Source organism: Sodalis sp. dw_96, from assembly GCF_018449575.1.
Taxonomy (GTDB): Bacteria; Pseudomonadota; Gammaproteobacteria; order Enterobacterales; family Enterobacteriaceae; genus Acerihabitans.
In genome coordinates, this window is the sequence record NZ_JAAVUT010000036.1 from 1 (window position 1) to 22,528 (window position 22,528).

The window sequence follows — 22,528 nt, forward strand, 5'->3', positions numbered from 1 at the left end:
CCTTCATCTTTCGAGCCGCAGCTGTGTTGGCTGAGGCTTGCCGCAACTCGACCTTAATTCTTGTGCCCGGCGCTTTTGGCGCGTAACGCGCTTAATTCAGCGATACGCATGATCACCTGCACTGCCTTTTCCATGCCGTCCTGGGAAGCGAACTCGTGTTTGCCGTGATAGTTATAACCGCCGGTGAACACATTCGGGCAGGGTAATCCACGAAAAGAGAGCTGCGCTCCGTCGGTACCGCCGCGAATCGGCTTCATTATCGGCTCAAGCCCGCTGTCGCGTATCGCCTGCTGGGCCAGCTCGATAATATGCGGATATTTCGCCACCTGTTCATGCATGTTGTAATAGCTGTCCTCTATGGTCAGCTCAATGTAGCAATCCGGATGCAGTCCCTTCCCTACTTCCTCGGCGGCATCAATCATAAACTGCTTACGGGCGGCAAAACGCTGCCGGTCAAAATCGCGCAGGATATAATGCATCTCCGCCCGATCCACCGTGCCCTTCAGGTTATGGAGATGATAAAACCCTTCATAACCCCCGGTGGTTTCCGGGGTTTCATCCACCGGCATTTTTTGATGGAAGCGGGTGGCCAGTGATAAAGCGTTTACCATAACGCCTTTGGCGGTGCCGGGATGCACGTTATTGCCGACAATTTTCACCACTACCGAAGCGGCATTAAAATTTTCGTATTCCAGTTCGCCGATACCGCCGCCGTCCATGGTATAAGCCCATTCGGCGCCAAACCGCTCAACATCGAAAAACTGCGCGCCCTTGCCCACTTCCTCGTCGGGCGTAAAGGCAATACGAATATCCCCGTGAGGGATCTGTTTGTTTTTAAGGCGCACCATGGCGGTGATGATTTCAGCAATACCGGCTTTGTCATCGGCGCCCAGCAGCGTTTTCCCGTCGGTGGTCACCAGGCTATGACCCAATAAATGATGCAATACCGGAAACATCACCGGCGAAAGAATTTCGTCGCCATTCCCTAAGGCAATATCCCCGCCACGGTAGTTTTCGACAATCTGCGGATTGACATGCTTGGCGGTAAAATCCGGCGAAGTATCCATATGGGAAATGAAACCGACGGTGGGCACCGTCCAGGCGACATTGGACGGAAGCGTCGCCATCACGCAGCCATGTTCGCTTAGGGACACATGGGAGAAACCCAGTGCGTTCAGTTCCTCTTCCAGGGCACGGGCCAGCTTCCACTGTCCGTCGGTACTGGGTACTTGCTTAACTCCCGGCTTGGATTGGGTATCAAAGGAAATATAATTTAAAAAACGATCGAGTAATTTATCCATTTTATCCGCCTGTCGCATCTCCGACACCCATTATGGGTATCGATGATTCTTCAAATATTGTGTCAGGTCATTTTTCACTGTTTTGGTCGCAAAAAAGCGCATAGCTTTAGCATAGCGTATCCGCATTTAATACCCTATTTAACTTAAATGGGTGTTTTCCGTTAGCAAAATACTGACTATGCAATAGTATTTCGCTGATATTACCGCTGCTTGCGTGATGAGGAAGTAAGGGAAATGAATGGGGCGACACAAGATAAGCGACAAGTGAAACGGCCGCTTAAGCGGGTTTATCAGGCAAAGCGGGCCGGTTTTTTTCGCGGCGTAAACCGGACCGGGGTCTATAAGTCATGTCAGATGTTTATGCTGAATGTATAAAAAACGCCAGCCGCCAACGCGGGTTCTGGACGTTTGCCGATATACTCAGGGGCGCCGTTGGCCATCCGCCCCCGAGCGTGCCTACTTTAGCCCCGTTGTTCGACGAAGCCGCCGACAAAGTCACTGACAAAGTCCGGCACGCACTGGCTGGCCGGACCGTACATATGCTCTTCAAACTGGCTTTCCACCTGGCTCGGTTCCAGATTCAGCTCTATGGTACGGGCGCCGTTCAGCCGGGCCTCATGGACAAAGCCCGCCGCCGGATAAACATGGCCGGAAGTCCCGATGGACAAGAAATAATCCGCCCGGCCCAGCGCGGCGTAGATTTCTTCCATACCCAGCGGCATCTCGCCGAACCAGACCACGTGGGGACGCAATACCGCGGGAAACTGACAGCAATGGCAGCGATCCTGTTCGGTGATATCCCCGGTCCATTCCACGATCTGACCGCTTTGCACGCAACGCACCTTGAGCAGTTCGCCGTGCATATGGATAACGCGTCGGCTGCCGGCCCGCTCATGCAAATTATCGATATTTTGCGTTACCAGCAGAAAATTATCCCCCAGGATCTGCTCAAGCTCCGCCAGCGCCCTATGGGCGGCATTGGGGGCGATTTCAGGCTGTTGCAGCTGATGACGGCGGGCATTATAAAACGCCTGCACCAACTGGGGATTGCGCTGAAATCCTTCCGGGGTGGCGACGTCCTCGACCCGGTGTTCCTCCCATAAACCGTCGGCGGCACGGAACGTCCGTATGCCCGACTCAGCGGAGATTCCCGCCCCGGTCAGTACCACCACAAAAGGTTTTTTCATTTTGGTCACCGCCATGGAATCCCGATGAAAAATACGCGAACGCAGCCGCTGCTGTCTGAGGCGTTTACTCTTACGAAACCGGATTAACCGGCGATGTATGCGCATGCTGGTAATTCCTCAATACATGACTACTGACCGCTAAGTACCCGCGCCGGATCGATGCGGCTGGCGCGACGGGCCGGATACCAGCTTGCAAGCAGGCTGAGCAGCAATGCCGTACCCAGCACGCTGGCTACATCCAGCCAATGCAGCTCGGTGGGCAAAAAATCGATATAATAGATATCGCCGGAAAGTAAATTATGGCCCAATAACGATTCAATGCCCTTGACCAGTCCCGTCAAATTCAGCGCCACCAAGACCCCTACCACCACGCCGCTCACGCTGCCCGTCAGCCCCGCCAGCAGGCCGTACCAGATAAAAATAGCACGGGTCAGCCTGTCTTTGGCCCCCAGGGTCCGCAATATGGCAATATCCTCGCTTTTATCTTTTACCGCCATTACCAGCGTGGAAACAATATTAAAGCAGGCGACGCCGATGACCAGCACCATGGCCAGGTACATGATGGCGCGGATCATCTGGATATCCCGGTACATATAGCCGTAAGTGCCCATCCAGCTACGGATATAGACATAAGAGCGCGTCACTTCCCCGGCATCCCGCACCAATTTATTGGCGATAAACGGATTGTTGGCTTTGATGGCAATGCCGGTAACATCCTGTCCTAAATCCAGGTATTGCTGGGCATCGGCCAGCGGCACCATGGCGAAGCTGTGATCCAACTGCCCGCTCAGCGCAAGAATGCCGCTGACCTGCAGGCGGATGCGTTTGGGTTCAAGCAGCTTCATTTGCGGATCGCTGTTGGGGATCATGATGGTCAGCCAGTCCCCCGCCTTGACTTTCAAGGCCTGCGCCACGCCCTGGCCAATAATGATTTCTTGCTTGCCGGCGCTGAAATTCCGCCAGGCATCGCCCTGTACATACTGCGGCAGCGCGCTTAACCGGGCCTCCTGAGCGGGATCGACCCCCCTGACCTGAACGGCTTTCAGTTTGTCCTCGCGCTCAATCAGGCCGGTAAAGTTCACGTAGGGCGCGGCGGCGGCGATACCCGGCACCTTTTCGATGCGGGTCAAAATCGCCGGCCAATCGGTGAACGGCGGATTCACCGGCTCGATTTCACCGTGGGGCACCACCGCCAGGATCCGGTTATTCAGCTCCCGTTCGAAGCCGTTCATGGCGCTCAGACCGATAATCAGCACCGCCACCCCCAGCGCGATACCCAGGGTGGAGATGATGGAAATCAGCGAGACCATTCCTCCGCGCCGCCGTCCCCGGCTGAAACGCAGTGCTATCTTCAATGAAAGCGGAATGCCGATCATTCCCGCACTCCCAGCAGATCGCCGTCCTGCCATAGCTGGCCGTCGCGCATTTCAAGCTGGCGATTCAAACGCCGGGCCAGATGCAGGTCATGGGTGACCACCAGGAACGCCGTCCCCTGGCGCATATTCAATTCACCCAGCAATTCAAAAATACTGTCGGCCGTGCGTTGATCCAGATTGCCGGTAGGCTCGTCCGCCAGCACCAGCGCCGGATGGTTAACCAGCGCGCGCGCTATGGCCACCCGCTGCCGCTCGCCGCCGGACAGTTCCGACGGCCGGTGCCGGCCCCGTTTCTCCAGCCCCACCGATGCCAGCATTTCACGCGCCGTGGCTTTCGCCTCCTGTGGGGATGTGCCGCCAATCAACAACGGCATGGCGACATTCTCCATGGCGGTGAAATCCGGCAGCAGGTGATGAAATTGATAGATAAATCCCAGCCGGCGGTTACGGATCTCCGCCCGCGCTTGGGACGACAGGCTGTTCAACTGCCGCCCTTCGAAAATCACCTCGCCGGAGGTGGGTTCATCCAAGCCTCCCAGCATATGCAGCAGGGTGCTTTTGCCGGAACCGGAGCTGCCGACAATGGCCATCATTTCCCCCGGCAGCAGCGCAAAGGTCACGTCGCGCAGCACATCGGTAAACAGCTTGCCTTCCTGATAACGCTTACTCAAATTGTTACACTGCAACAAAGGAGCATTATTCATAACGTAAAGCCTCAGCGGGATGAACGGCGGCCGCGCGCCAGGAGGGATAAAGCGTGGACAATAACGCCACCGCCATCGCCAGTACGGCGATAATGGTCACCTGCAGGGAATCGATAGCCACCGGTAGCTGGGCACCGTCGAGGAAGGCACCGATTATCGGCATCAAATTATTGAGCTGGCCGGCCAGCAATACCCCAAGGCCGGTGCCCAGCAGCGCCCCGATAATACCGGCGCCGGCGCCCTGGACCATAAACACCAGCATCACCTGGCGGCGGGTCAGGCCGAGAGTTTGTAAAATCGCCACTTCGCCCTGCTTCTCCATCACCAGCAAACCCAGGGAGGTGATAATATTAAACGCCGCCACCGCCACAATCAGGCTAAGCAGCAAACCCATCATGTTTTTTTCCATGCGCACCGCCTGAAAAAGTTCTCCTTTGCGTTCGCGCCAGTCCTTCCAGACCGTGCCCGGCGGCATCGCCTGGCGACTGACGGCGTCCACATCCAGCGGTTTTTTCAGCCACAGGCGCCAACCGGTGATATTGCCGGCCGGATATCGCATCAGGCGCGAGGCATCCTGCTGATTGGTCAAGAGCTGATAACCGTCCACTTCGCTATTGGCGTTGAAGGTGCCGGCGACGGTAAATAACCGCTGGCTGGGGATACGGCCCATGGGGGTAAACTGGCTGGCGCCGGGCACCATCAGCCGCAACTGGTCGCCGCGTTTAACCCCGAGCTGGCCGGCCAGCTGTTCGCCGAGAATCACCCGATAACCGCCGGGGGCCAGCGCATCCATCCGCACGTTCACCAAATAGCGGGCCAGGGGTTCCCGGTCGGTGGGATTGACCCCCAGCATCACCCCCACCGCCACGCTGCGGGCGCTTTGCAGCACCACGTCGCCGGTGGTCAGGGGAGCGATATGGCTGATACCCTCAAGTCTTTCTAGCGCTGAAGGCGGAATACGTTTAGGATCCAGCGAGCCTTCCGGCGTGGTGATAAGCGCATGGGGCATGACGCCGAGAATGTTGCCTTCAAGCTCGCGCTCAAAGCCGTTCATCACCGATAATACGGTGACCAGCGCCATAACGCCGAGGGTGATGCCGATGGTGGATAGCCAGGAGACAAAGCGCCCGAATCGGTCTGATGCCCGCCCACGCATGTAACGCAGGCCGATATATAATGCGACAGGTTGATACATTGAATTCCGTTTGGATGCGGTTGCCAAAGCAAAGTGATCAAGGATAATAAAGGGTCGTGCCGTTTTATGGAACCATTAACCGCCGACATAACCGGCTTTTATTCTTGTTAGGCAACTCAACATAAGCCATCATGCTTAATGCATAACCGATTCGCCGCAGGCCGTGCTGAAAAGGCCCCGTAACGCACCCCAAAACGCAAAAGAAGAGATTTAGCCACTGTTTATGTCCGAACAATATCGTTATACCTTACCACTACGCCCCGGTGAACAGCGTTTATTGGGTCAACTCACCGGTGCGGCCTGCGCGGTGGAATGCGCCGCCATCGTCGATCGCTACCCCGGCCCGGTTATGCTGATAGCGCCGGATATGCAAAACGCCCTGCGCCTGCATGACGAAATCAGCCAGTTTACCTCCCAGGCGGTGATTACCCTGCCCGATTGGGAAACGCTGCCTTACGACAATTTTTCCCCGCATCAGGAAATTATTTCCGACCGGTTATCGACATTATACCAACTGCCGTCGATGGAGCGCGGGATTATTATCCTGCCAATCAATACGCTGATGCAACGGGTATGCCCGCATTCATTCCTGCACGGCCATGCGCTGGTAATGAAAAAGGGCCAGCGGCTGTCACGGGACAGGCTGCGCGCCCAGTTGGAACAGGCCGGCTACCGGGGAGTGGATCAGGTGATGGAGCATGGGGAGTTCGCCACCCGGGGCGCCCTGCTCGATCTCTACCCCATGGGCAGTGAAGAGCCCTACCGCATTGATTTTTTTGATGACGAGATCGACAGCCTGCGCATTTTCGACGTGGACAGCCAGCGGACCCTGCATGAGGTGGAGAGTATCAATCTGCTGCCGGCCCATGAGTTTCCCACCGACAAAACCGCCATTGAGCTGTTTCGCAGCCAGTGGCGTGAACAGTTCGAGGTACGGCGGGATGCGGAACATATTTATCAGCAGGTGAGCAAAGGCATGCTGCCCACCGGCATCGAATACTGGCAACCGCTGTTTTTCAGCGAGCCGCTGCCGCCGCTGTTCAGTTATTTACCGGCCAATACCCTTCTTATCAACACCGGAGATCTGGAAACCGGCGCGAATCGTTTCTGGCAGGATGTGCAGTTGCGCTATGAAAACCGGGGCGTGGATCCCATGCGCCCGCTGGTGGCGCCGGAATTATTATGGCTGCGGGTGGACGGATTGTTCAGCGAGCTGAAAAACTGGCCGCGGGTACAGCTTATCAGTGAAGAATTGCCGGATAAATCCGCCAATATAAATCTGGATTACCACCCCCTGCCGGACCTGGCGGTGGAGGCGCAAAACAAAGCCCCGCTGGATAAACTGCGCCAGTTCTGCGAACAGTTCGACGGCCGGGTGATTTTCTCGGTGGAAAGCGAAGGACGCAGGGAAACCCTGCAGGAACTGCTGGCCCGTATCAAGCTCAATCCCCGGTTAATCCAGCGGCTGGATAATGCCGAGGCGCCGGGGAATTACCTGATTATCGGCGCCAGCGAGCGCGGTTTTATCGATGATTATCACCGCCGCGCCCTGATTTGCGAAGGGGATTTGCTGGGGGAACGGGTCAGCCGCCGGCGTCAGGACAATCGCCGCACCATCAATGCCGATACCCTGATACGCAATCTGGCGGAGCTGCACCCCGGCCAGCCGGTGGTGCACCTTGAACATGGCGTCGGCCGCTACGCCGGCATGACCACGCTTGAAGCCGGCGGCATCAAGGCGGAATATCTGATTCTCACCTACGCCGGCCACGACAAGCTCTATGTGCCGGTTTCGTCGCTGCATTTGATCAGCCGCTACGCCGGCGGCTCGGAAGAAAACGCGCCGTTGCACAAATTGGGGGGCGATGCCTGGTCGCGCGCTCGGCAAAAAGCGGCGGAGCGGGTGCGGGACGTGGCGGCCGAGCTGCTGGATATTTACGCCCAGCGGGCGGCGAAAACCGGTTTTGCCTTTCGTCATAATCGCGAAAATTACCAGCTGTTCTGCGAGGATTTTCCCTTTGAGCCCACCCCAGACCAGGCACAGGCGATTAACGCGGTGCTCAGCGACATGTGCCGCCCGCTGGCCATGGATCGCCTGGTGTGCGGCGATGTTGGCTTCGGTAAAACCGAAGTGGCCATGCGCGCCGCCTTCCTGGCCGTCGAGAATCATAAACAGGTGGCGGTTCTGGTGCCCACCACCCTGCTGGCGCAACAGCATTTCGATAATTTCCGCGATCGCTTCGCCAACTGGCCGGTGCGTATCGAGATGATCTCCCGCTTTCGCAGCGCCAAGGATCAGGCACAGGTATTGGAACTGACCGCCGACGGCAAGGTGGATATTTTGATCGGCACTCATAAACTGCTGCAAAGTGATATTAAATGGCGGGATTTGGGGTTGCTGATCGTGGATGAGGAGCATCGCTTCGGGGTCAGGCACAAGGAGCGCATTAAAGCGATGCGCGCCGACGTGGATATTCTGACCTTAACCGCCACCCCCATACCCCGCACGCTGAACATGGCCATGAGCGGCATGCGGGATTTATCCATTATCGCCACCCCGCCGGCCCGTCGTCTGGCGGTGAAAACATTTGTCCGGGAATATGACAGCCAGGTGGTGCGTGAGGCCATCCTGCGCGAGGTGCTGCGCGGCGGCCAGGTGTACTATCTCTACAATGATGTGGAAAATATCGAGAAGGCTACCCGGCGCCTGCAGGAGCTGGTGCCGGAAGCACGGATAGCCATTGGACACGGGCAGATGCGGGAGCGGGATCTGGAGCGGGTGATGAACGATTTCCATCATCAGCGCTTCAATGTTCTGGTGTGTACCACCATCATTGAAACCGGTATCGATATTGCCAATGCCAACACCATCATCATCGAGCGGGCGGATAACTTCGGACTGGCGCAGCTTCACCAGCTGCGCGGCCGGGTCGGGCGGTCTCATCACCAGGCCTATGCCTATCTGCTGACGCCGCCCCCCAAAGCCATGAGCCAGGACGCGCTGAAACGGCTGGAAGCAATCGCTTCCCTGGAAGATTTGGGTGCCGGGTTCGCCCTGGCGACCCATGATTTGGAGATTCGCGGCGCCGGGGAATTGCTGGGTGAAGATCAGAGCGGCCAATTGGAAACCATCGGCTTTTCGCTGTATATGGAATTGCTGGAGAGTGCGGTGGAAGCGCTGAAAGCCGGGCGGGAGCCGTCCTTGGAAGATCTCACCAGTGAATTGACCGACGTGGAGTTGCGTATGCCGGCCCTGTTGCCGGAGGAGTATATTCCCGATGTGAATACCCGGCTGTCCTTTTACAAGCGCATCGCCAGCGCGACGGACAAACAGGAAATCGAGGAGCTGAAGGTCGAACTTATCGACAGGTTCGGACTGCTGCCCGATCCGGCCCGTCATTTGCTGGATATTGCCGTGCTGCGCCAGAGCGCCCGTAAATTGGGCATCAAGCGTATCGAGGGGAATGACAAGGGCGGATTCATTGAGTTCAGCGGGAAAAATTGCGTCGATCCGGGGTATTTGATCGGCTTGTTGCAACGGGATCCCAAGACCTTCCGGCTGGACGGCCCGACCCGGTTGAAGTTTATCAAGGAGCTGCCCGGACGACCGGCCCGGCTGGAGTATGTCCACCAACTGCTGGAAGGATTGGATCAGCATCGGCTGCCGGCCTGAATAGCGGTTTCCCTTTAACACGCTGGGTTCAAGCTTCAGTGATGGCGGACCTTAGCGTGCCATGTGGCGCTCCGCGGGCGGAAAAAGCACGCCCGCTTCGACCACATCGGCGCGCTCTCCCTTTAACAGGCTCGGTTCAAGCTTCAGTGATGGCCGGCCTGGCGTGCCATGTGGCGTTCCGTCGGCTTAAGCCTTGTTATCGCTGTTGCCGCCGCTCAGATCGAGGCGCCCTTGACGGTCAAGGGGGATCTTGGCGCCGGGATCGTGGTCCATTCGGATTTTGCCCTGTTCATCGCCAATCTTGTAAGTCACATCATAACCAAGCAGTTTCTGCGATTTGTCATACACCGTCTGGCAACGCTCCTGGTTGGTGGTGTAAGTGTCGTTATTCTGCATGCTGCCCTGCACCTGATTCCCGGCATAGCCGCCCGCCAGCGCGCCGGCGACCGTCGTCACGCTTCGGCCGTGACCGCCGCCGAACTGGTGTCCGAGCACCCCGCCCGCCACCGCGCCGATTAACGACCCGGCAATTTTATTTTCGTCCTGTACCGGACGCCGGTGGGTAACGGCAACGGTGCGGCACTGCTGGCGAGGAGTCTTGAGGGTTTCATTGATCGGCGTCGCCGTAACCACCTGAGCATATTTCGGGCCGGAGGAGAATACATCCAGCCCGGCCACCGCCGCAATGCCGGAAGCCGCTATTACGCCTATGCCGACACCGGCTAACATCGATTTATTCATTGAAAATTCTCCTGAAGTCGTCTTCCGCGCAACACTGCAATACAGCAGTTTCACACAGCGGGGCGCCTGCTCCAGAGGATAATGTGTTGATGGCAGCCCCTGCTCAACCAAGGCGACATGCGCGATTATCACCTCGGTTAGAACGAAGTCTGCCCAATCAAGTCAATAGCCGCAATCAGACAAATGGCTGAAAATGGAATATTTCAATGTCTTAAGTCGAACTTTGAGAGGATTCTTAACATTTAAGTCCAATTCATTAACATTTTATTCTCACAGGCATGGATATCAATGCAGCTTCAAATGCGGACGGATAACCCGATTGATACGCCCCACCAGCATTATCAGGCCGGTTTTAAACAGGCCGTGCAAGGCAATCTGATGCATGCGGTACAGGGAAATATATACCGCCCGGGCAATACGCCCTTCAATCATCATGGAGCCGCGCATTAAATTGCCCATCAGGCTGCCGACAGTGCTGAACCTGGACAGGGATACCAGCGAGCCGTAATCTTTGTAGACGTAAGCCTTTAAGGGTTTTTCATTCAATAACGCCAGGATATTGCCGTAGGCCCGCGTGGCCATTTGATGGGCCGCCTGGGCGCGCGGCGGCACAAACCGGCCGGAATTCTGGGGGCAGGAAGCGCAATCGCCGAGGGCGAAAATCATCGGATCCCGGGTCGATTGCAGTGTCGGCTCCACCACCAGCTGGTTGGCGCGGTTGGTTTCCAGCCCGGCGATATCTTTCATAAAATCCGGTGCCTTGATGCCCGCCGCCCAGACCATCAGCTCCGCCGGAATAAATTCGCCCTCTTTGGTGGTCAGTCCGTCCGCCGCAGCGCGGGTCACCTGTGTGTTGGTCAGCACCCGTACGCCGATTTTCGTCAGCTCCTGATGGGCTGATGAAGAGATACGCACCGGCAGGGCCGGTAATATCCGCTCTCCGGCTTCGATCAGGGTGACATTAAGCGCCTGGTTATCGACACCTTCAAAACCATAGCTGTGTAACTCCTGTACGGCGTTATGCAGCTCCGCCGACAGTTCCACGCCGGTGGCGCCGCCGCCGACAATGGCGATATTGACCCGCTCATTGTCGTCCGACCGGGTCGAGTGCCGCAAAAACAGATTCAGCATCCGGTGATGAAAACGCTGGGCCTCCAGCGGGTTATCCAGGAATATGCAATGTTCTTTCACGCCCGCGGTGCCGAAATCGTTGGATACGCTGCCTAACGCCATGACCAGGATGTCATAGGATAGGTGGCGTACCGGTACCAGCGGCTCACCGGCGCCGTCGCTAATGGCGTCCAGCTGGAGCTTTTTTTCATCACGGTTGATATTACTCAGGCTGCCCATCTGAAAGTGAAAATGATGATTATGGGCATGGGCCAGATAACTGATGGCGTCCACGCCATCATCCAGCGAACCGGTGGCCACCTCGTGCAAAAGGGGTTTCCACAGATGGCTGTGATTGCGATCCACCAGGGTAATTTCCGCCCGCCGCTTGCGGCCCAGGGTATCACCGAGGCGGGTCGCCAGTTCCAGACCGCCGGCGCCGCCGCCAATGATAACAATTTTCTTCAGGGGTGATGTCAAAATGACCTCCAATTGTAAACCAATCGTTAACTAAGGGTAATTAATATCCTTATATAACACATGGTTACGTTGAAATTATTTCTTCCTGAAGCAAGATTACCATGCCCGGTCATTTGGTCATACCAAAATTGATATAAATCAATTTAGCCGGTCCGCGCCATAGGGAATGTGCCGCGCAAATTATCGGAGATCATGTTTGGCCAGAAGCGGATAAACACCTTCGGCGGCCACGAGTTTCATGCTATGTCGCCGGAGCCGTATTGACGTGATGGCTCCGGCAGGATGGCGTTTCGGCGTGACTTAACCCAGCGCCTTGAAAGCCTGGATTCGCAGCAAATGAGGAGAGATGTTTTTGAATTTGTGACTTTGCTTGTCGTCCCAGATAATCTCGTAATAGGGGTTAAGCAGATCGGCGCTACGCTGGTTGTCGAGAGCTTCATCATGACGAGACAGCAATACCAGGCAGCGATCGCGATTTTTATCACGAAAGTTGTCCACACATTTGGTAGCGATATCCACATACTCTTCCGGCCGGTCTATTTTGCCGGGCATATTTTCTTCTGGAAACAGATTGGGATTAACGATAACCTGGCGCATATCGCACAGGAAACCAATCCGCTCCGCCCAAAACCCCCCCAGCCCCACGCCGCAAATCAGCGGTCGCTCGTCGTCGGTCAACTGCTGCATCTTGTCCACCTCTTTAAGGAGATGCTGCATATCGTGGCGCGGATGTAGAGTGCTGTAACTGATTAACCGAACATCGGGATCGATAAACTGCAGTTGCAACACCTTTTCATGATTACCGGGACTGTTAGAATCAAAACCGTGCAAATAGATGATCATCACTACCCTCGTCTTGGATAAGGTCGGTTGACGATGCCTCAGCGTTCAGGATGTTCGACCCGTCGCTGTTTCTCATCCGCCCATTGCTGCGATAGCAGGGTTAGCTGCCGATGGGTTTGCCGCCATCTGGCGGAACTCATTAAGGTTTTACGCTGACAGCTTCCCCGATGGTATAACGCGGCAAGTGCCTCGACATTGATCGCCGACAGATTATCCAACACCGATACCGCGCCGGCGCGATTGTTGCAAACCAGGATCATATCGCAGCCGGCATTCAGGGAGGCCTGCGCCCGCTCGGTATAGCTCCCCAGCACCGCCGCGCCTTCCATGGATAAATCATCGGAAAATATTATGCCGTTGAATGCCAGCTCTTGCCGCAATACCTGTTTTAACCAGAAGGGGGAGCCGCTGGCGGGAAGGGAATCGGCTTCAGTATAGATGACATGGGCGGGCATGATGGCATCCAGCGCGCCCCGTTGAATCAGGGTTGTAAAGACGCCCAAATCCCGCCGACGGATATCCGCAAGAGGACGGGAATCCACCGGCGTTTCTTTGTGGGAATCCGCCGCCACCGCCCCATGTCCGGGAAAATGTTTACCGGTGGCCTTCATGCCGGCCTCATGCATGCCGTCGATAAAGCCGGCGGCCAATTCAATCGCCGCTTCCGGCTGGTCATGAAAGGCCCGCTCGCCGATTGCCGCGCTGCCGTGACCGATATCCAGTACCGGGGCAAAGCTGATATCGATATCCATGGAAATCATCTCGGCGGCCATTAACCAGCCGGCTTCCCGGGCTAAACGCAAGGCTTCAGGCATCTCTCGCAGCGCGGCGTAAGACTGGGCCGCCGGTATTTGGGTGAATCCTTCGCGAAAGCGCTGTACCCGCCCGCCTTCTTGATCCACCGCCACCACCAGCCGCTCACGGGAGGCCTTGCGGATTTGTTTAATCAATGCCGCCACCTGGTCGGGATCGTGATAATTCCGGGTAAATAAAATCACCCCGCCCACCAGCGGGTGCCGCAGTATCTCGCGTTCTTCATTGTCCAGCTCGTAGCCGGCGACATCTAACATCAGAGGACCCACATCAACCTCAACATTCTGATAACTATATGTATTAATGATCTGTAATCGGGACGTCGTCTCGCCCGTCGCGGCGGCGGTTGTCAGGCCGGCAAGCCCAAACGTTGCCGCGACGACCCGGCAAACTGTAAAAATTGCCGCTGCCGGGTTTGATACCAGCGGACCTCGTACCACATCAGCATCAGATAATCTACCCAAGGCAACCAGGCGGAAATCTGCCCCACAACGGCGGCCAGGGGAAATCCGCCGGTACCAGCGAGGTAGGCGTCCAAAAAAACCGCCCGCTGGCTATCGCTCAGGTCGTTGCCGCGAAATATCGCCGCCAGTTCCAGGGCAAAGTCGCCGTCGGCGGCATATTCCCAATCGATAAGACGAATCTCCCCCTGCCGGTCACGGATGAGATTGCCGGCATGCACATCCATATGAAGCGGCACCACCTTTAAAGGCCGCGGGGTTTTCCGCGCCATAAATCGCTGATGCAGCCGCAACCAGGCCGGACTGCGGCGGCCCGGATCGGTGAACTGCCAATAGGTTTCATAGCGGCGATGTAGCGTCAGCGGATAACCGTAGCGCGGCAGCCGGTGCAATTGCCCCAGCCGACGGGCCAGCGCACCGTTGAGGAGGCAGTCATGCCACTGTTCCGCCGACAGGCTTTCACCCGCCGTCCAGTCGACCACTAACCCGAGGGGAATCAGCGCCACCGGTCGCGGCGACAATCCACTGGCGAACAGTTGCCGCAGAATGCGATATTCGCGTTTATTATCGGCCCCAAGCATCCGTTTATGCGGCGTAGCCTGCCGCGCCAGCCAGTCCAGCTCCGCGGCGCGGATACGCCAGTTTTCACCGGTCAGCCCGCTCACCTTATCCAGCAGGCAGCCGGCTAAGGCTGCCGAAGGCAATAACCGGCTTAACCCTAGGGTAAGCTCGGGATTAGGGTTGCACACTTCCTTTTCCCGACCAGATAATCTCCCCGCTCTGCACCAGCATCAACTGCATCTCCAGGTCCGGCGCCTTGGCGTCACCGCCGGCATCGGTGTAAAGGACATATTGCGCATTAACGTAACGCGCCAATCCCACCGCCTTGCTCCGCGACTCAAGGCTATCGTCCGTCGACAGGCCGAGCGTCTGCTTGGCCGCGGTAATTTGCGGCGGGGCAATCACGGTGAATTTGCCGTTGGAAGCCAGGGCATTGTAGATGGCGTCGGTTGCCTTGCCGGTCTGGATGGTGCCGTTGGTATTGTTTTTGACCGTATTGATCACCAAGACGCTGCCCGGATTAACATCCTTGACCGCGAGCATCTGCTGTACCAGCGGGGCGACGCTGCCCTGCCAGTCAAGTGTCCTGATGGTCGGCGGCACCGGTACCGGCGGCAGCGGCGCGGAGACAGGGGGCTGGCTCGGCGCGGGCTGTACCGGTTCTATGGGGGCCGGCTGCTGCTGTTCGGGCGGACGTGTCAGACATCCGGTCAGGACCAGGGCGGCCAGCAGGACGAGGGGAAACTTTTTCATCTTTGCTCACTCAGGCGAAAAATCAGATATAAAGGTAGAGACGGACCTGCCGCGCCTCAAGATTACCGCTGATGGCCGTCACCGTCACCGTGGCGCCCGGCGGGACGACCATGGTTTGCACGCTGGGATAAGGCAGGATATCCAGCCCCTGCCGGTCATACCAATAAAAACGGTAATGCAGGGTGACGGGGTGTGACTGGCCGTTACGAATCACGGCCGCGGCCTGCTTTTGCCCCCGCTGATCGTCGATGGAGGGTGGCTGGGCGGTAATGCCCGCCGTGAGAACCGACGGGTCCATCACCAGGGTTTGCTGATTGTTGATCATCAGCGTTTTATGACTGTCGCTGCCGCAACCTGCCACCAGCAGTAAGCACACCAGAAATGACGGAGCAAAACGCGCAAAACGCATAGATTTCCCCGATCAGTATGACACCAGCGGTCCGAGGGCTTTACCGCCCAGCAGATGCATGTGGAGGTGATAAACCTCCTGGCCGCCGTGGCGATTGCAGTTGATAATCAACCGGAAGCCGTCCTCGGCGATCCCTTCCTGTTCGGCGATTTTCGCCGCGGCGGTAAACATGCGCCCCAGCGCCGCTTCATGTTCGGCGGTGACATCGTTGACCGTGGGAATCAGTACGTTCGGTACAATAACGATATGGCTTGGGGCTTTGGGGGAGATATCGCGAAAGGCGGTGACCAGCTCATCCTGATACACGATTTCCGAAGGGATTTCCCGGCGGATAATCTTGCTGAAAATGGTTTCTTCTGCCATGGCATCGTTCCTTGTAGCAAAAAGGGGGGTGCAAGGAGTATGAGCGACTTACCCCCCTTCTTTCAACCTTGTACTCAATTTATTACGCGTAACCTGAAGGGAAACTTAACAATCGGCGGCCCCGGATGCGGCCCGGTATGACCAGGCCTATTCCAAACTTGATGTATATACCCTTCATACTTCAAGTTGCAGGTGCGTTGGCAATACTCGGCCCCTCCCGGGGCTTCGCTGCGTCGCCGCGTTCCTGCAACTCGAATTATTTAGGGTATAACGGGTATATGCCGGATCAGGCAAATTGACGTATATATTCATCCATGTCGGTTTTCAGATTATCCGAACGGGTACCGAAGATAGCCTGAACCCCTGAGCCCGCCACCACGACACCGGCGGCGCCCAGGCGTTTCAGCCCGGCCTGATCGACTTTGGTGATATCCGCCACGCTGATGCGCAAACGGGTAATGCAGGCATCCAGGTTGGTGATATTTTCCTTGCCGCCAAAGGCCTTCACCAGCGCCCCGGCCATTTCGGTACCGACCTGGGTCAGTTGCTGCGTGCCGGTAACCTCGCGGCCCGGGGTTTTCAGGTCCAATTTCACAATCAGCACCCGGAACAGGGTGTAATAGATTATCCCGTAAATGATGCCCACTATCGGGAATAGCCAAATACGGCTGCTGTTGCCGCTGAGTACGATGAAATCAATCAGGCCGTGTGAAAAGCTGGTGCCGTCGCGCATGCCCAGCAGGATGCAAATAGGGAATGCCAGGCCGGCCAGTATCGCATGAATGACATACAGGATCGGGGCGACAAATATAAATGTGAACTCAATGGGTTCGGTGATACCGGTGAGGAACGCGGTTAATGCCCCCGAGAGCATGATACCCCCCACCTTGGCGCGGTTTTCCGGTTTGGCGGAGTGCCAGATGGCGATGGCGGCGGCGGGCAGGCCGTACATTTTAAACAGAAAACCGCCGGACAATTTACCCGCGGTGGGATCCCCCGCCATATAGCGGGGAATGTCGCCGTGAAATACCTGGCCGGCGGCATTGGTATATTCACCCACCTGCATCTGGAAAGGCACATTCCAGATATGGTGCAGGCCGAAGGGCACCAGCGCGCGTTCCACCACCCCGTAAATGCCGAAAGCCACCACCGGGTTCTGATACGCCGCCCATTGAGAAAATGTCTGGATCGCCGCACCGATTGGCGGCCAGATAAAGGACAACACCACACCCAGCAAAATGGCGAATAACCCGGAAATAATGGGGACAAACCGTTTCCCGGCGAAAAACCCCAGGTATTCTGGCAACCTGATGCGGTAAAAACGATTAAACATATAGGCGGCGATGGCGCCGGAAATAATGCCCCCCAACACCCCCGTGTCCGCCAGGTGTTTGGCGGCGATTTCGTCCGCGGGCAGATGCAGTACCAAAGGAGCCACCACCGCCATGGTTTCCACCATGATGCCGTAAGCCACCACCGCCGCCAACGCCGAGACGCCGTCGTTATTGGTGAAACCCAGGGCTACGCCGATGGCGAAAATCAGCGGCATATTGGCGAAGACCGAACCGCCGGCTTCAGCCATGACATGGGAAATAACCGCGGGGATCCAGTTGAACTCGGCCGACCCGACACCCAGCAAAATGCCGGCGATGGGCAATACCGATACTGGCAGCATGAGCGATTTACCTACTTTTTGCAGGTTTGCAAATGCGTTATTAAACATAAGATGTACGCTCCTGATTCAATGCTACTGATCTTTCCCCGCGCGAGCGGGTGCAAAAGCCTCATAGGACTTTTGATCATATGGAACCTTTGGTCTGGTGAAACCAAGGCTCCTTTATTTATTACGAAGGGTAAAATAAATCCGCGAAAATGTGTTTGATAGTAATCACGTTTTCGGAATTACAGCGAATTCATCCCTGTGGTCGCCGCCCCGGTTTTTGCGCTGCCGCAACGAAGGTTCAGCGCCCTCGGCCATTTGCGCGGCGGAAGAGTAACGCTAAAAGCAGCCGTTTACGAGCCGGAAAATGACATTTATCGCCGCAGTGGGTATCAATTACCCAGCCGGCGGGGTTCAACGTGGAATAACCGTCCGAAATTGGCGGTGGTGGCGACAGCCAGCTGTTCAACCGAAACGCCTTTCAACGCCGCCATATAATCCGCCACATCGCGGACATAGGCCGGTTGATTTTCCTTGCCGCGGTAGGGAACCGGCGCGAGATAGGGAGAATCGGTTTCCACCAGCAGGCGGTCCAGCGGCACATAACGCGCCGCTTCACGCAACGCGTCGGCTTTTTTAAAGGTGATCATGCCGGAAAACGAAATGAAAAATCCCAAATCCAGCAGTATCCGTGCGGTCTCAGTGTCCTCGGTAAAGCAGTGCAGAACGCCGCCGCATTCTCCGGCCCGTTCTTCCCGCAGGATGGCCAGCGTATCCTCGCGGGCAGAACGGGTATGTATAATGACCGGTTTATTGAGTTCGCGGCCGATACGTATATGTTCGCGCAGCGATGCCTGCTGCTCCGGTTTGTTATCCTGCTGATAATAATAATCCAGCCCGGTTTCACCCAGCGCCACCACCGCTTGGTCGGCGGCAAGGCGGCGGAGTTCGGCAAAATCATAGGGCTCGTCCAGATTCAGCGGATGTATGCCGCAGGCGAGCATTACCTCGTCGCGGCGACCGATCAGTTCGGTCATTTTATGAAACCCCGGCAACGACGTGGCCACCGCCAGCATCAGGCGCACGTCCCTCGCTCCGGCTTTCGCCACAACGTCGTCAACGTCCCGGTGCACGGTTTCGTAATTCAATCCGTCGAGATGACAGTGGGAATCTACTAAAAACATCGTCTAATCCTCTACATACCCGTCATACTTCAAGCTGCAGGTACGTTGGCTTTCCTCACTCACCCCAGTCACTTACTTGAGTAAGCCCCTGGGGATAAATGAACCTCATCCCTGAGGTTCACCCCGCGGGCCAGCGCAAGCGCTGTTCAAATCTGTTCCAGACAGATTTGTCGCTGGGTCGCCGCCTTCCTGCAACTCGAATTATATAGGGTCTAGTGTCCAGGGATGGGCGCCGGCGTCCGCCGCCGCCTCTTCCCAGTTAAGCAATTGATTGGTGAGCAGCAGCTCGCGATTAATACCGCTGATAGTCTGCCACTGCCGGCGACATTCCAGCCATTGATGCAATTGATGATGCAGGGCGCCGGACGTGTAGCGGGTCCCGAGCTGACCCACCAGCGGTTGCTGATCCTGATTAACGGCATAGGCGGCCGCCCCCGACTGCCGTTTCAGCGCATCGGTAAGCAGTGTGAGCAACCAGTATAACGGCTCGTCGTCCTTGTCCTTATTCAGCAAGGGCAGCAAAGAGAGTAAATCCCGCTGGTCCAGAGCCTGCTGAACGCCGGCGCACAAAGCCTGCCGCTCCGCCCATCTGGCGGGTTGCAGCAGGTCAAGGGCCGCCAGGGGCGCGCCGTTATATAACCGCAGCGCCGTGCGGGCCTGGTCAGTATCGTGAATACCCTGCTGCACCAGCCAGCTTGTCCCTGTGGCCTCATCCGGCGGCGGCAGATACCGGTACAGGCAGCGGCTGCGCAAGGTCGGCAACAGGTGCGACGGCTCCCGGCAGGCCAAAAGAAAATAGGTTCGGTCCGGCGGTTCTTCCAGGGTTTTCAGCAGGGCGTTCGCCGCCTGTTCGGTCAGCGATTCGCTGTCCGGCAGCCAGACAACCTTCGCTCCGCCTTGTTGCGCATGGTTATAAAGCGGATCTATCACCTGCCGTATGCTGTCTACTCCCAGGCTGCTGCGCCCTTTTTCCGGCTCCGGCCGGTAAAAATCGGGATGATTGCCCGCCAGCATCAGCTGGCAGCTGTGGCAATGACCGCAGCTTTTCATTCCTTCCGGCTGACGGCAAATCAGCCAGCGGCTTATGGCGTAGCACAGCGAGTCGTCACCGGTGCCTTTGAGTGCATGAATCAATAAGGCATGATGTCCCCGGCCGTCCTGATAGCCGGCGATAATTTGCCGATAAGGCGCGTTCAGCCAGGGATACCAGTTCATGAATGCCGCTCCAGGCCGGTAAACCAGTTTTCCAGCAAGGTACGCACATCCCCGGCCACCTGTTCCAGCGTACGGCCGGCATCCAGTGTGACGATGGAAGGATCCTGCGCCGCCAGGGCCAGGTAGCGTTGCCGGGTCCGTTCAAAAAAAGCCAGCGATTCCTGTTCGATGCGGTCGAGATTACCTCGCGCCCGCGCCCGCTGCAAACCCAGTACCGGCGGCAAATCGAGGTACAAGGTCAAATCGGGACGAAAATCCCCCAACACCCGGTCGCGCAGCGTTTCCAACAGCTGTGGATCCACCCCGCGCCCCCCGCCCTGGTAAGCCTGGGATGAGAGATCGTGACGATCGCCCACCACCCATGCGCCGCGCGCCAACGCTGGTTTAATCACCGTCTCCACCAACTGAACCCGGGCCGCGTACAGCATCAGCAGTTCTGCTTTATCGGTGATAGCCTCATTGTCGGCGCCGTCTTTAATCAACCGGCGCAATGCCTCCGCCAGCGGCGTCCCGCCGGGCTCCCGGGTAAAGACCACATCTTCAATGCCGTGGCGGCGGAGCGTCTCGACGATGACCTGGATCGCACTGGTTTTGCCTGCGCCCTCCAGCCCCTCGATGACGATGAATTTACTGTCCATGGATTTCCTTTATGCTTTCACGATATTGCTGCACGGCTTTATTATGGCTCGCCAGGTTGTTGCTGAACACATGCCGGCCTTTGCCATCGGCGACAAAATAGAGATACGAGGTCTTTTCCGGATGGGCGGCGGCCTGGAGCGACGCCTGGCCCGGCATGGCGATAGGCGCGGGCGGCAGGCCGGTAATCAAATAGGTATTATACGGCGTGGCTTCGCCGAGATCCTGCCTGCTGATAGTGCCCTTATAGCGATCCCCCATGCCGTAAATGACCGTGGGATCGGTCTGCAAGCGCATACTCAACCGCAAGCGGTTAATAAACACCGACGCCACTTTGGCCCGTTCTTCGGGTAAGCCGGTTTCTTTTTCAATGATCGACGCCATGGTCAGCAAATCCGCGGGCTTTTTATAAGGCAGCCCGTCCGCTTTGCCCTGCCATACGGTATCGAGGTTTTTATCCATACGCTGCCATGCCCGTTTTAACAGAGCGATATCGGTGGTTTGGGCGGTATAAAGATAGGTATCCGGATAAAAATGCCCTTCCAGAGGCTGCGTTGGATCCACACCCAGGCGTTTTGCCAGTTCATCCAGCGGCAAATTGGCCGCCGTATGTTTAACATAAGGCGCTTTATCCAGGATAACCAGCCATTCTTTCAAGGTGGATCCTTCCACAAAGCGAAGGGGAAATTGGGCTTCCTTGCCGCTGGCCAATAGTTCAAGCATTTGACGCACGCTCATGCCGGGAGTAAACCGATAGGTACCGGCCTTGAATTTGGCCAGATCCGGTTCCCACTGCCACAGCCAGGGCAACCAGCGAGCATGTTTGATAATATGCTGCTGGCGCAGCGCGACCCTCAGCCCTTCACGCCCGGTGCCGGCCGGCAAGGTGAAGATTTTCTCCTGCGTGATGGTCAAGGGCGAGGCGGCAAAATGCCTGATCTGGGTCAGGCAATACGCTACCCCGCCAATCAACAGCGCCAGAATAACGGCGGATATAAGAATCTTTTTCTTCATGCAAAAACTCTGTTAACAATTCGGTCTGAGAAATTCAAATAATGTTCTGTCCCGATAGGCGCGTTCATCAAAACGATTCACCGGCAAAACGGGCATCAAGGCATTGCAAACAATTACTTCGTCGGCCGCGGACAATGCCTCCGGCGGCGCCTCCACCAGATGCGGGGTAAACGGCGAGCCTGCCAACAACGCCATGATATGCCGCCTCATCACCCCCGCCACTCCCGACTGCGTGAGCGATGGCGTGAAAACCTCGCTACCCTGTCGCCAAAAAATATTCGCGGCGCAGCATTCGGTGACATAACCCCGGATATCCAGCACCACCGCCTCCTGAGCATTGACCACCTGTTCCAACCGGGTGCGAATCAGTATCTGCTCCAGGCGATTGAGATGTTTTATCCCGGCCAGTTGAGGATTACATCCCAACCGGACGGGACTGAGAGTCAAATTCACTCCTTGGCGGCGCCATAACGGATAATGGGCCGGGGCCTCGGTATAGCTGATAATCCGCAGCGGCATCCCGCAACCGGCGGCGCTGTAGCCCCTGCCGCCGCTGCCGCGGCTGATAATGACTTTGAGTACACCATCACGCCGTTGTTCAGCCACCTGTCGCATTTCCCGTTCCAGCGCGGTCCAATCCGGTGACGCAAACATCAGGCGATCGGCGGCCTGCGCTAATCGTTCCAGATGGTAGGACAAGAGATCTATCTGTCCGGTTCGGATTCGGGCGGTGGTAAAGAAGCCGTCGCCGAACTGAATGGCACGATCGGTTAAAGGCAATTGCTGTCGGGGTTCTCCGTTGATCCAATACATATATCACCTGCGCCGGCGGCCCGTGATGGGATGGGA

The 22,528-nt window shown here is 56.9% G+C and carries 20 protein-coding genes; 1 reads left to right on the plus strand and 19 read right to left on the minus strand.

Annotation, left to right across the window (positions count from 1 at the left end):
* Positions 1 to 53 precede the first annotated feature (53 nt).
* The 5 genes from pepT to lolC form a co-directional block, all read right to left on the minus strand.
* Positions 54 to 1,301 (minus strand): peptidase T, encoded by a 1,248-nt coding sequence (pepT, locus tag HB631_RS26205; protein ID WP_213994110.1) that lies wholly within the window; start codon positions 1,299 to 1,301, stop codon positions 54 to 56.
* Between the two features lie 461 nt (positions 1,302 to 1,762).
* On the minus strand, positions 1,763 to 2,593 hold the full coding sequence (cobB, locus tag HB631_RS26210) for a Sir2 family NAD+-dependent deacetylase (RefSeq protein ID WP_213994111.1): 831 nt from the start codon (positions 2,591 to 2,593) through the stop codon (positions 1,763 to 1,765).
* Between the two features lie 23 nt (positions 2,594 to 2,616).
* A complete protein-coding gene (gene lolE / locus HB631_RS26215; protein WP_213994128.1) occupies positions 2,617 to 3,861 on the minus strand; it encodes a lipoprotein-releasing ABC transporter permease subunit LolE in 1,245 nt (414 codons plus the stop codon).
* A complete protein-coding gene (lolD, locus tag HB631_RS26220; protein WP_213994112.1) occupies positions 3,861 to 4,568 on the minus strand; it encodes a lipoprotein-releasing ABC transporter ATP-binding protein LolD in 708 nt (235 codons plus the stop codon). Before lolD ends, lolE begins: the two co-directional genes overlap by 1 nt.
* Positions 4,561 to 5,763, minus strand: a complete 1,203-nt coding sequence (gene lolC / locus HB631_RS26225; RefSeq protein WP_213994113.1) for a lipoprotein-releasing ABC transporter permease subunit LolC — start codon at positions 5,761 to 5,763, stop codon at positions 4,561 to 4,563. Before lolC ends, lolD begins: the two co-directional genes overlap by 8 nt.
* 223 nt (positions 5,764 to 5,986) lie before the next feature.
* On the opposite strand from lolC, the gene mfd reads away from it, so the two are divergent.
* Positions 5,987 to 9,436, plus strand: a complete 3,450-nt coding sequence (gene mfd, locus HB631_RS26230; RefSeq protein WP_213994114.1) for a transcription-repair coupling factor — start codon at positions 5,987 to 5,989, stop codon at positions 9,434 to 9,436.
* A 186-nt stretch (positions 9,437 to 9,622) separates the two neighbouring features.
* Here mfd and HB631_RS26235 read toward each other — a convergent pair whose 3' ends face one another.
* The 14 genes from HB631_RS26235 to pabC all read right to left on the minus strand — a co-directional run bounded on the left by HB631_RS26235 (position 9,623) and on the right by pabC (position 22,492).
* Positions 9,623 to 10,177: a glycine zipper 2TM domain-containing protein gene (locus HB631_RS26235; protein WP_213994115.1), complete on the minus strand. Its 555-nt coding sequence runs from the start codon at positions 10,175 to 10,177 to the stop codon at positions 9,623 to 9,625.
* A 285-nt stretch (positions 10,178 to 10,462) separates the two neighbouring features.
* A complete protein-coding gene (locus HB631_RS26240) occupies positions 10,463 to 11,767 on the minus strand; it encodes an NAD(P)/FAD-dependent oxidoreductase (RefSeq protein WP_213994116.1) in 1,305 nt (434 codons plus the stop codon).
* A 300-nt stretch (positions 11,768 to 12,067) separates the two neighbouring features.
* Complete coding sequence (gene ycfP / locus HB631_RS26245; protein ID WP_213994117.1) at positions 12,068 to 12,610, minus strand: alpha/beta hydrolase YcfP; 543 nt, start codon at positions 12,608 to 12,610, stop codon at positions 12,068 to 12,070.
* A gap of 38 nt (positions 12,611 to 12,648) precedes the next feature.
* Positions 12,649 to 13,692, minus strand: coding sequence for a beta-N-acetylhexosaminidase (gene nagZ, locus HB631_RS26250; protein WP_213994118.1), 1,044 nt, complete (start codon positions 13,690 to 13,692; stop codon positions 12,649 to 12,651).
* A gap of 80 nt (positions 13,693 to 13,772) precedes the next feature.
* A complete protein-coding gene (locus HB631_RS26255) occupies positions 13,773 to 14,633 on the minus strand; it encodes a phosphotransferase (protein WP_213994119.1) in 861 nt (286 codons plus the stop codon).
* Positions 14,620 to 15,198, minus strand: coding sequence for a penicillin-binding protein activator LpoB (gene lpoB, locus HB631_RS26260; RefSeq protein WP_213994120.1), 579 nt, complete (start codon positions 15,196 to 15,198; stop codon positions 14,620 to 14,622). Before lpoB ends, HB631_RS26255 begins: the two co-directional genes overlap by 14 nt.
* Positions 15,199 to 15,220: 22 nt before the next feature.
* A complete protein-coding gene (locus tag HB631_RS26265; protein ID WP_213994121.1) occupies positions 15,221 to 15,607 on the minus strand; it encodes a DUF1425 domain-containing protein in 387 nt (128 codons plus the stop codon).
* 12 nt (positions 15,608 to 15,619) lie between these two features.
* Positions 15,620 to 15,970 carry a purine nucleoside phosphoramidase gene (hinT, locus tag HB631_RS26270; RefSeq protein ID WP_132922480.1) on the minus strand — a complete coding sequence of 117 codons (351 nt, stop codon included), beginning with the start codon at positions 15,968 to 15,970 and terminating at the stop codon, positions 15,620 to 15,622.
* Between the two features lie 286 nt (positions 15,971 to 16,256).
* Positions 16,257 to 17,693, minus strand: coding sequence for a PTS glucose transporter subunit IIBC (gene ptsG / locus HB631_RS26275; RefSeq protein ID WP_213994122.1), 1,437 nt, complete (start codon positions 17,691 to 17,693; stop codon positions 16,257 to 16,259).
* 329 nt (positions 17,694 to 18,022) lie between these two features.
* The gene (locus HB631_RS26280; RefSeq protein WP_213994123.1) at positions 18,023 to 18,814 is read right to left on the minus strand and encodes a metal-dependent hydrolase; all 792 of its coding nucleotides are present in this window, start codon (positions 18,812 to 18,814) and stop codon (positions 18,023 to 18,025) included.
* Positions 18,815 to 19,015: 201 nt separating this feature from the next.
* Positions 19,016 to 20,029 carry a DNA polymerase III subunit delta' gene (gene holB, locus HB631_RS26285; RefSeq protein ID WP_213994124.1) on the minus strand — a complete coding sequence of 338 codons (1,014 nt, stop codon included), beginning with the start codon at positions 20,027 to 20,029 and terminating at the stop codon, positions 19,016 to 19,018.
* The gene (tmk, locus tag HB631_RS26290; protein ID WP_213994125.1) at positions 20,026 to 20,667 is read right to left on the minus strand and encodes a dTMP kinase; all 642 of its coding nucleotides are present in this window, start codon (positions 20,665 to 20,667) and stop codon (positions 20,026 to 20,028) included. Before tmk ends, holB begins: the two co-directional genes overlap by 4 nt.
* Positions 20,657 to 21,679 carry an endolytic transglycosylase MltG gene (mltG, locus tag HB631_RS26295; protein ID WP_213994126.1) on the minus strand — a complete coding sequence of 341 codons (1,023 nt, stop codon included), beginning with the start codon at positions 21,677 to 21,679 and terminating at the stop codon, positions 20,657 to 20,659. Before mltG ends, tmk begins: the two co-directional genes overlap by 11 nt.
* Before the next feature lie 12 nt (positions 21,680 to 21,691).
* Positions 21,692 to 22,492, minus strand: a complete 801-nt coding sequence (gene pabC, locus HB631_RS26300) for an aminodeoxychorismate lyase (protein WP_213994127.1) — start codon at positions 22,490 to 22,492, stop codon at positions 21,692 to 21,694.
* Positions 22,493 to 22,528 lie beyond the last annotated feature (36 nt).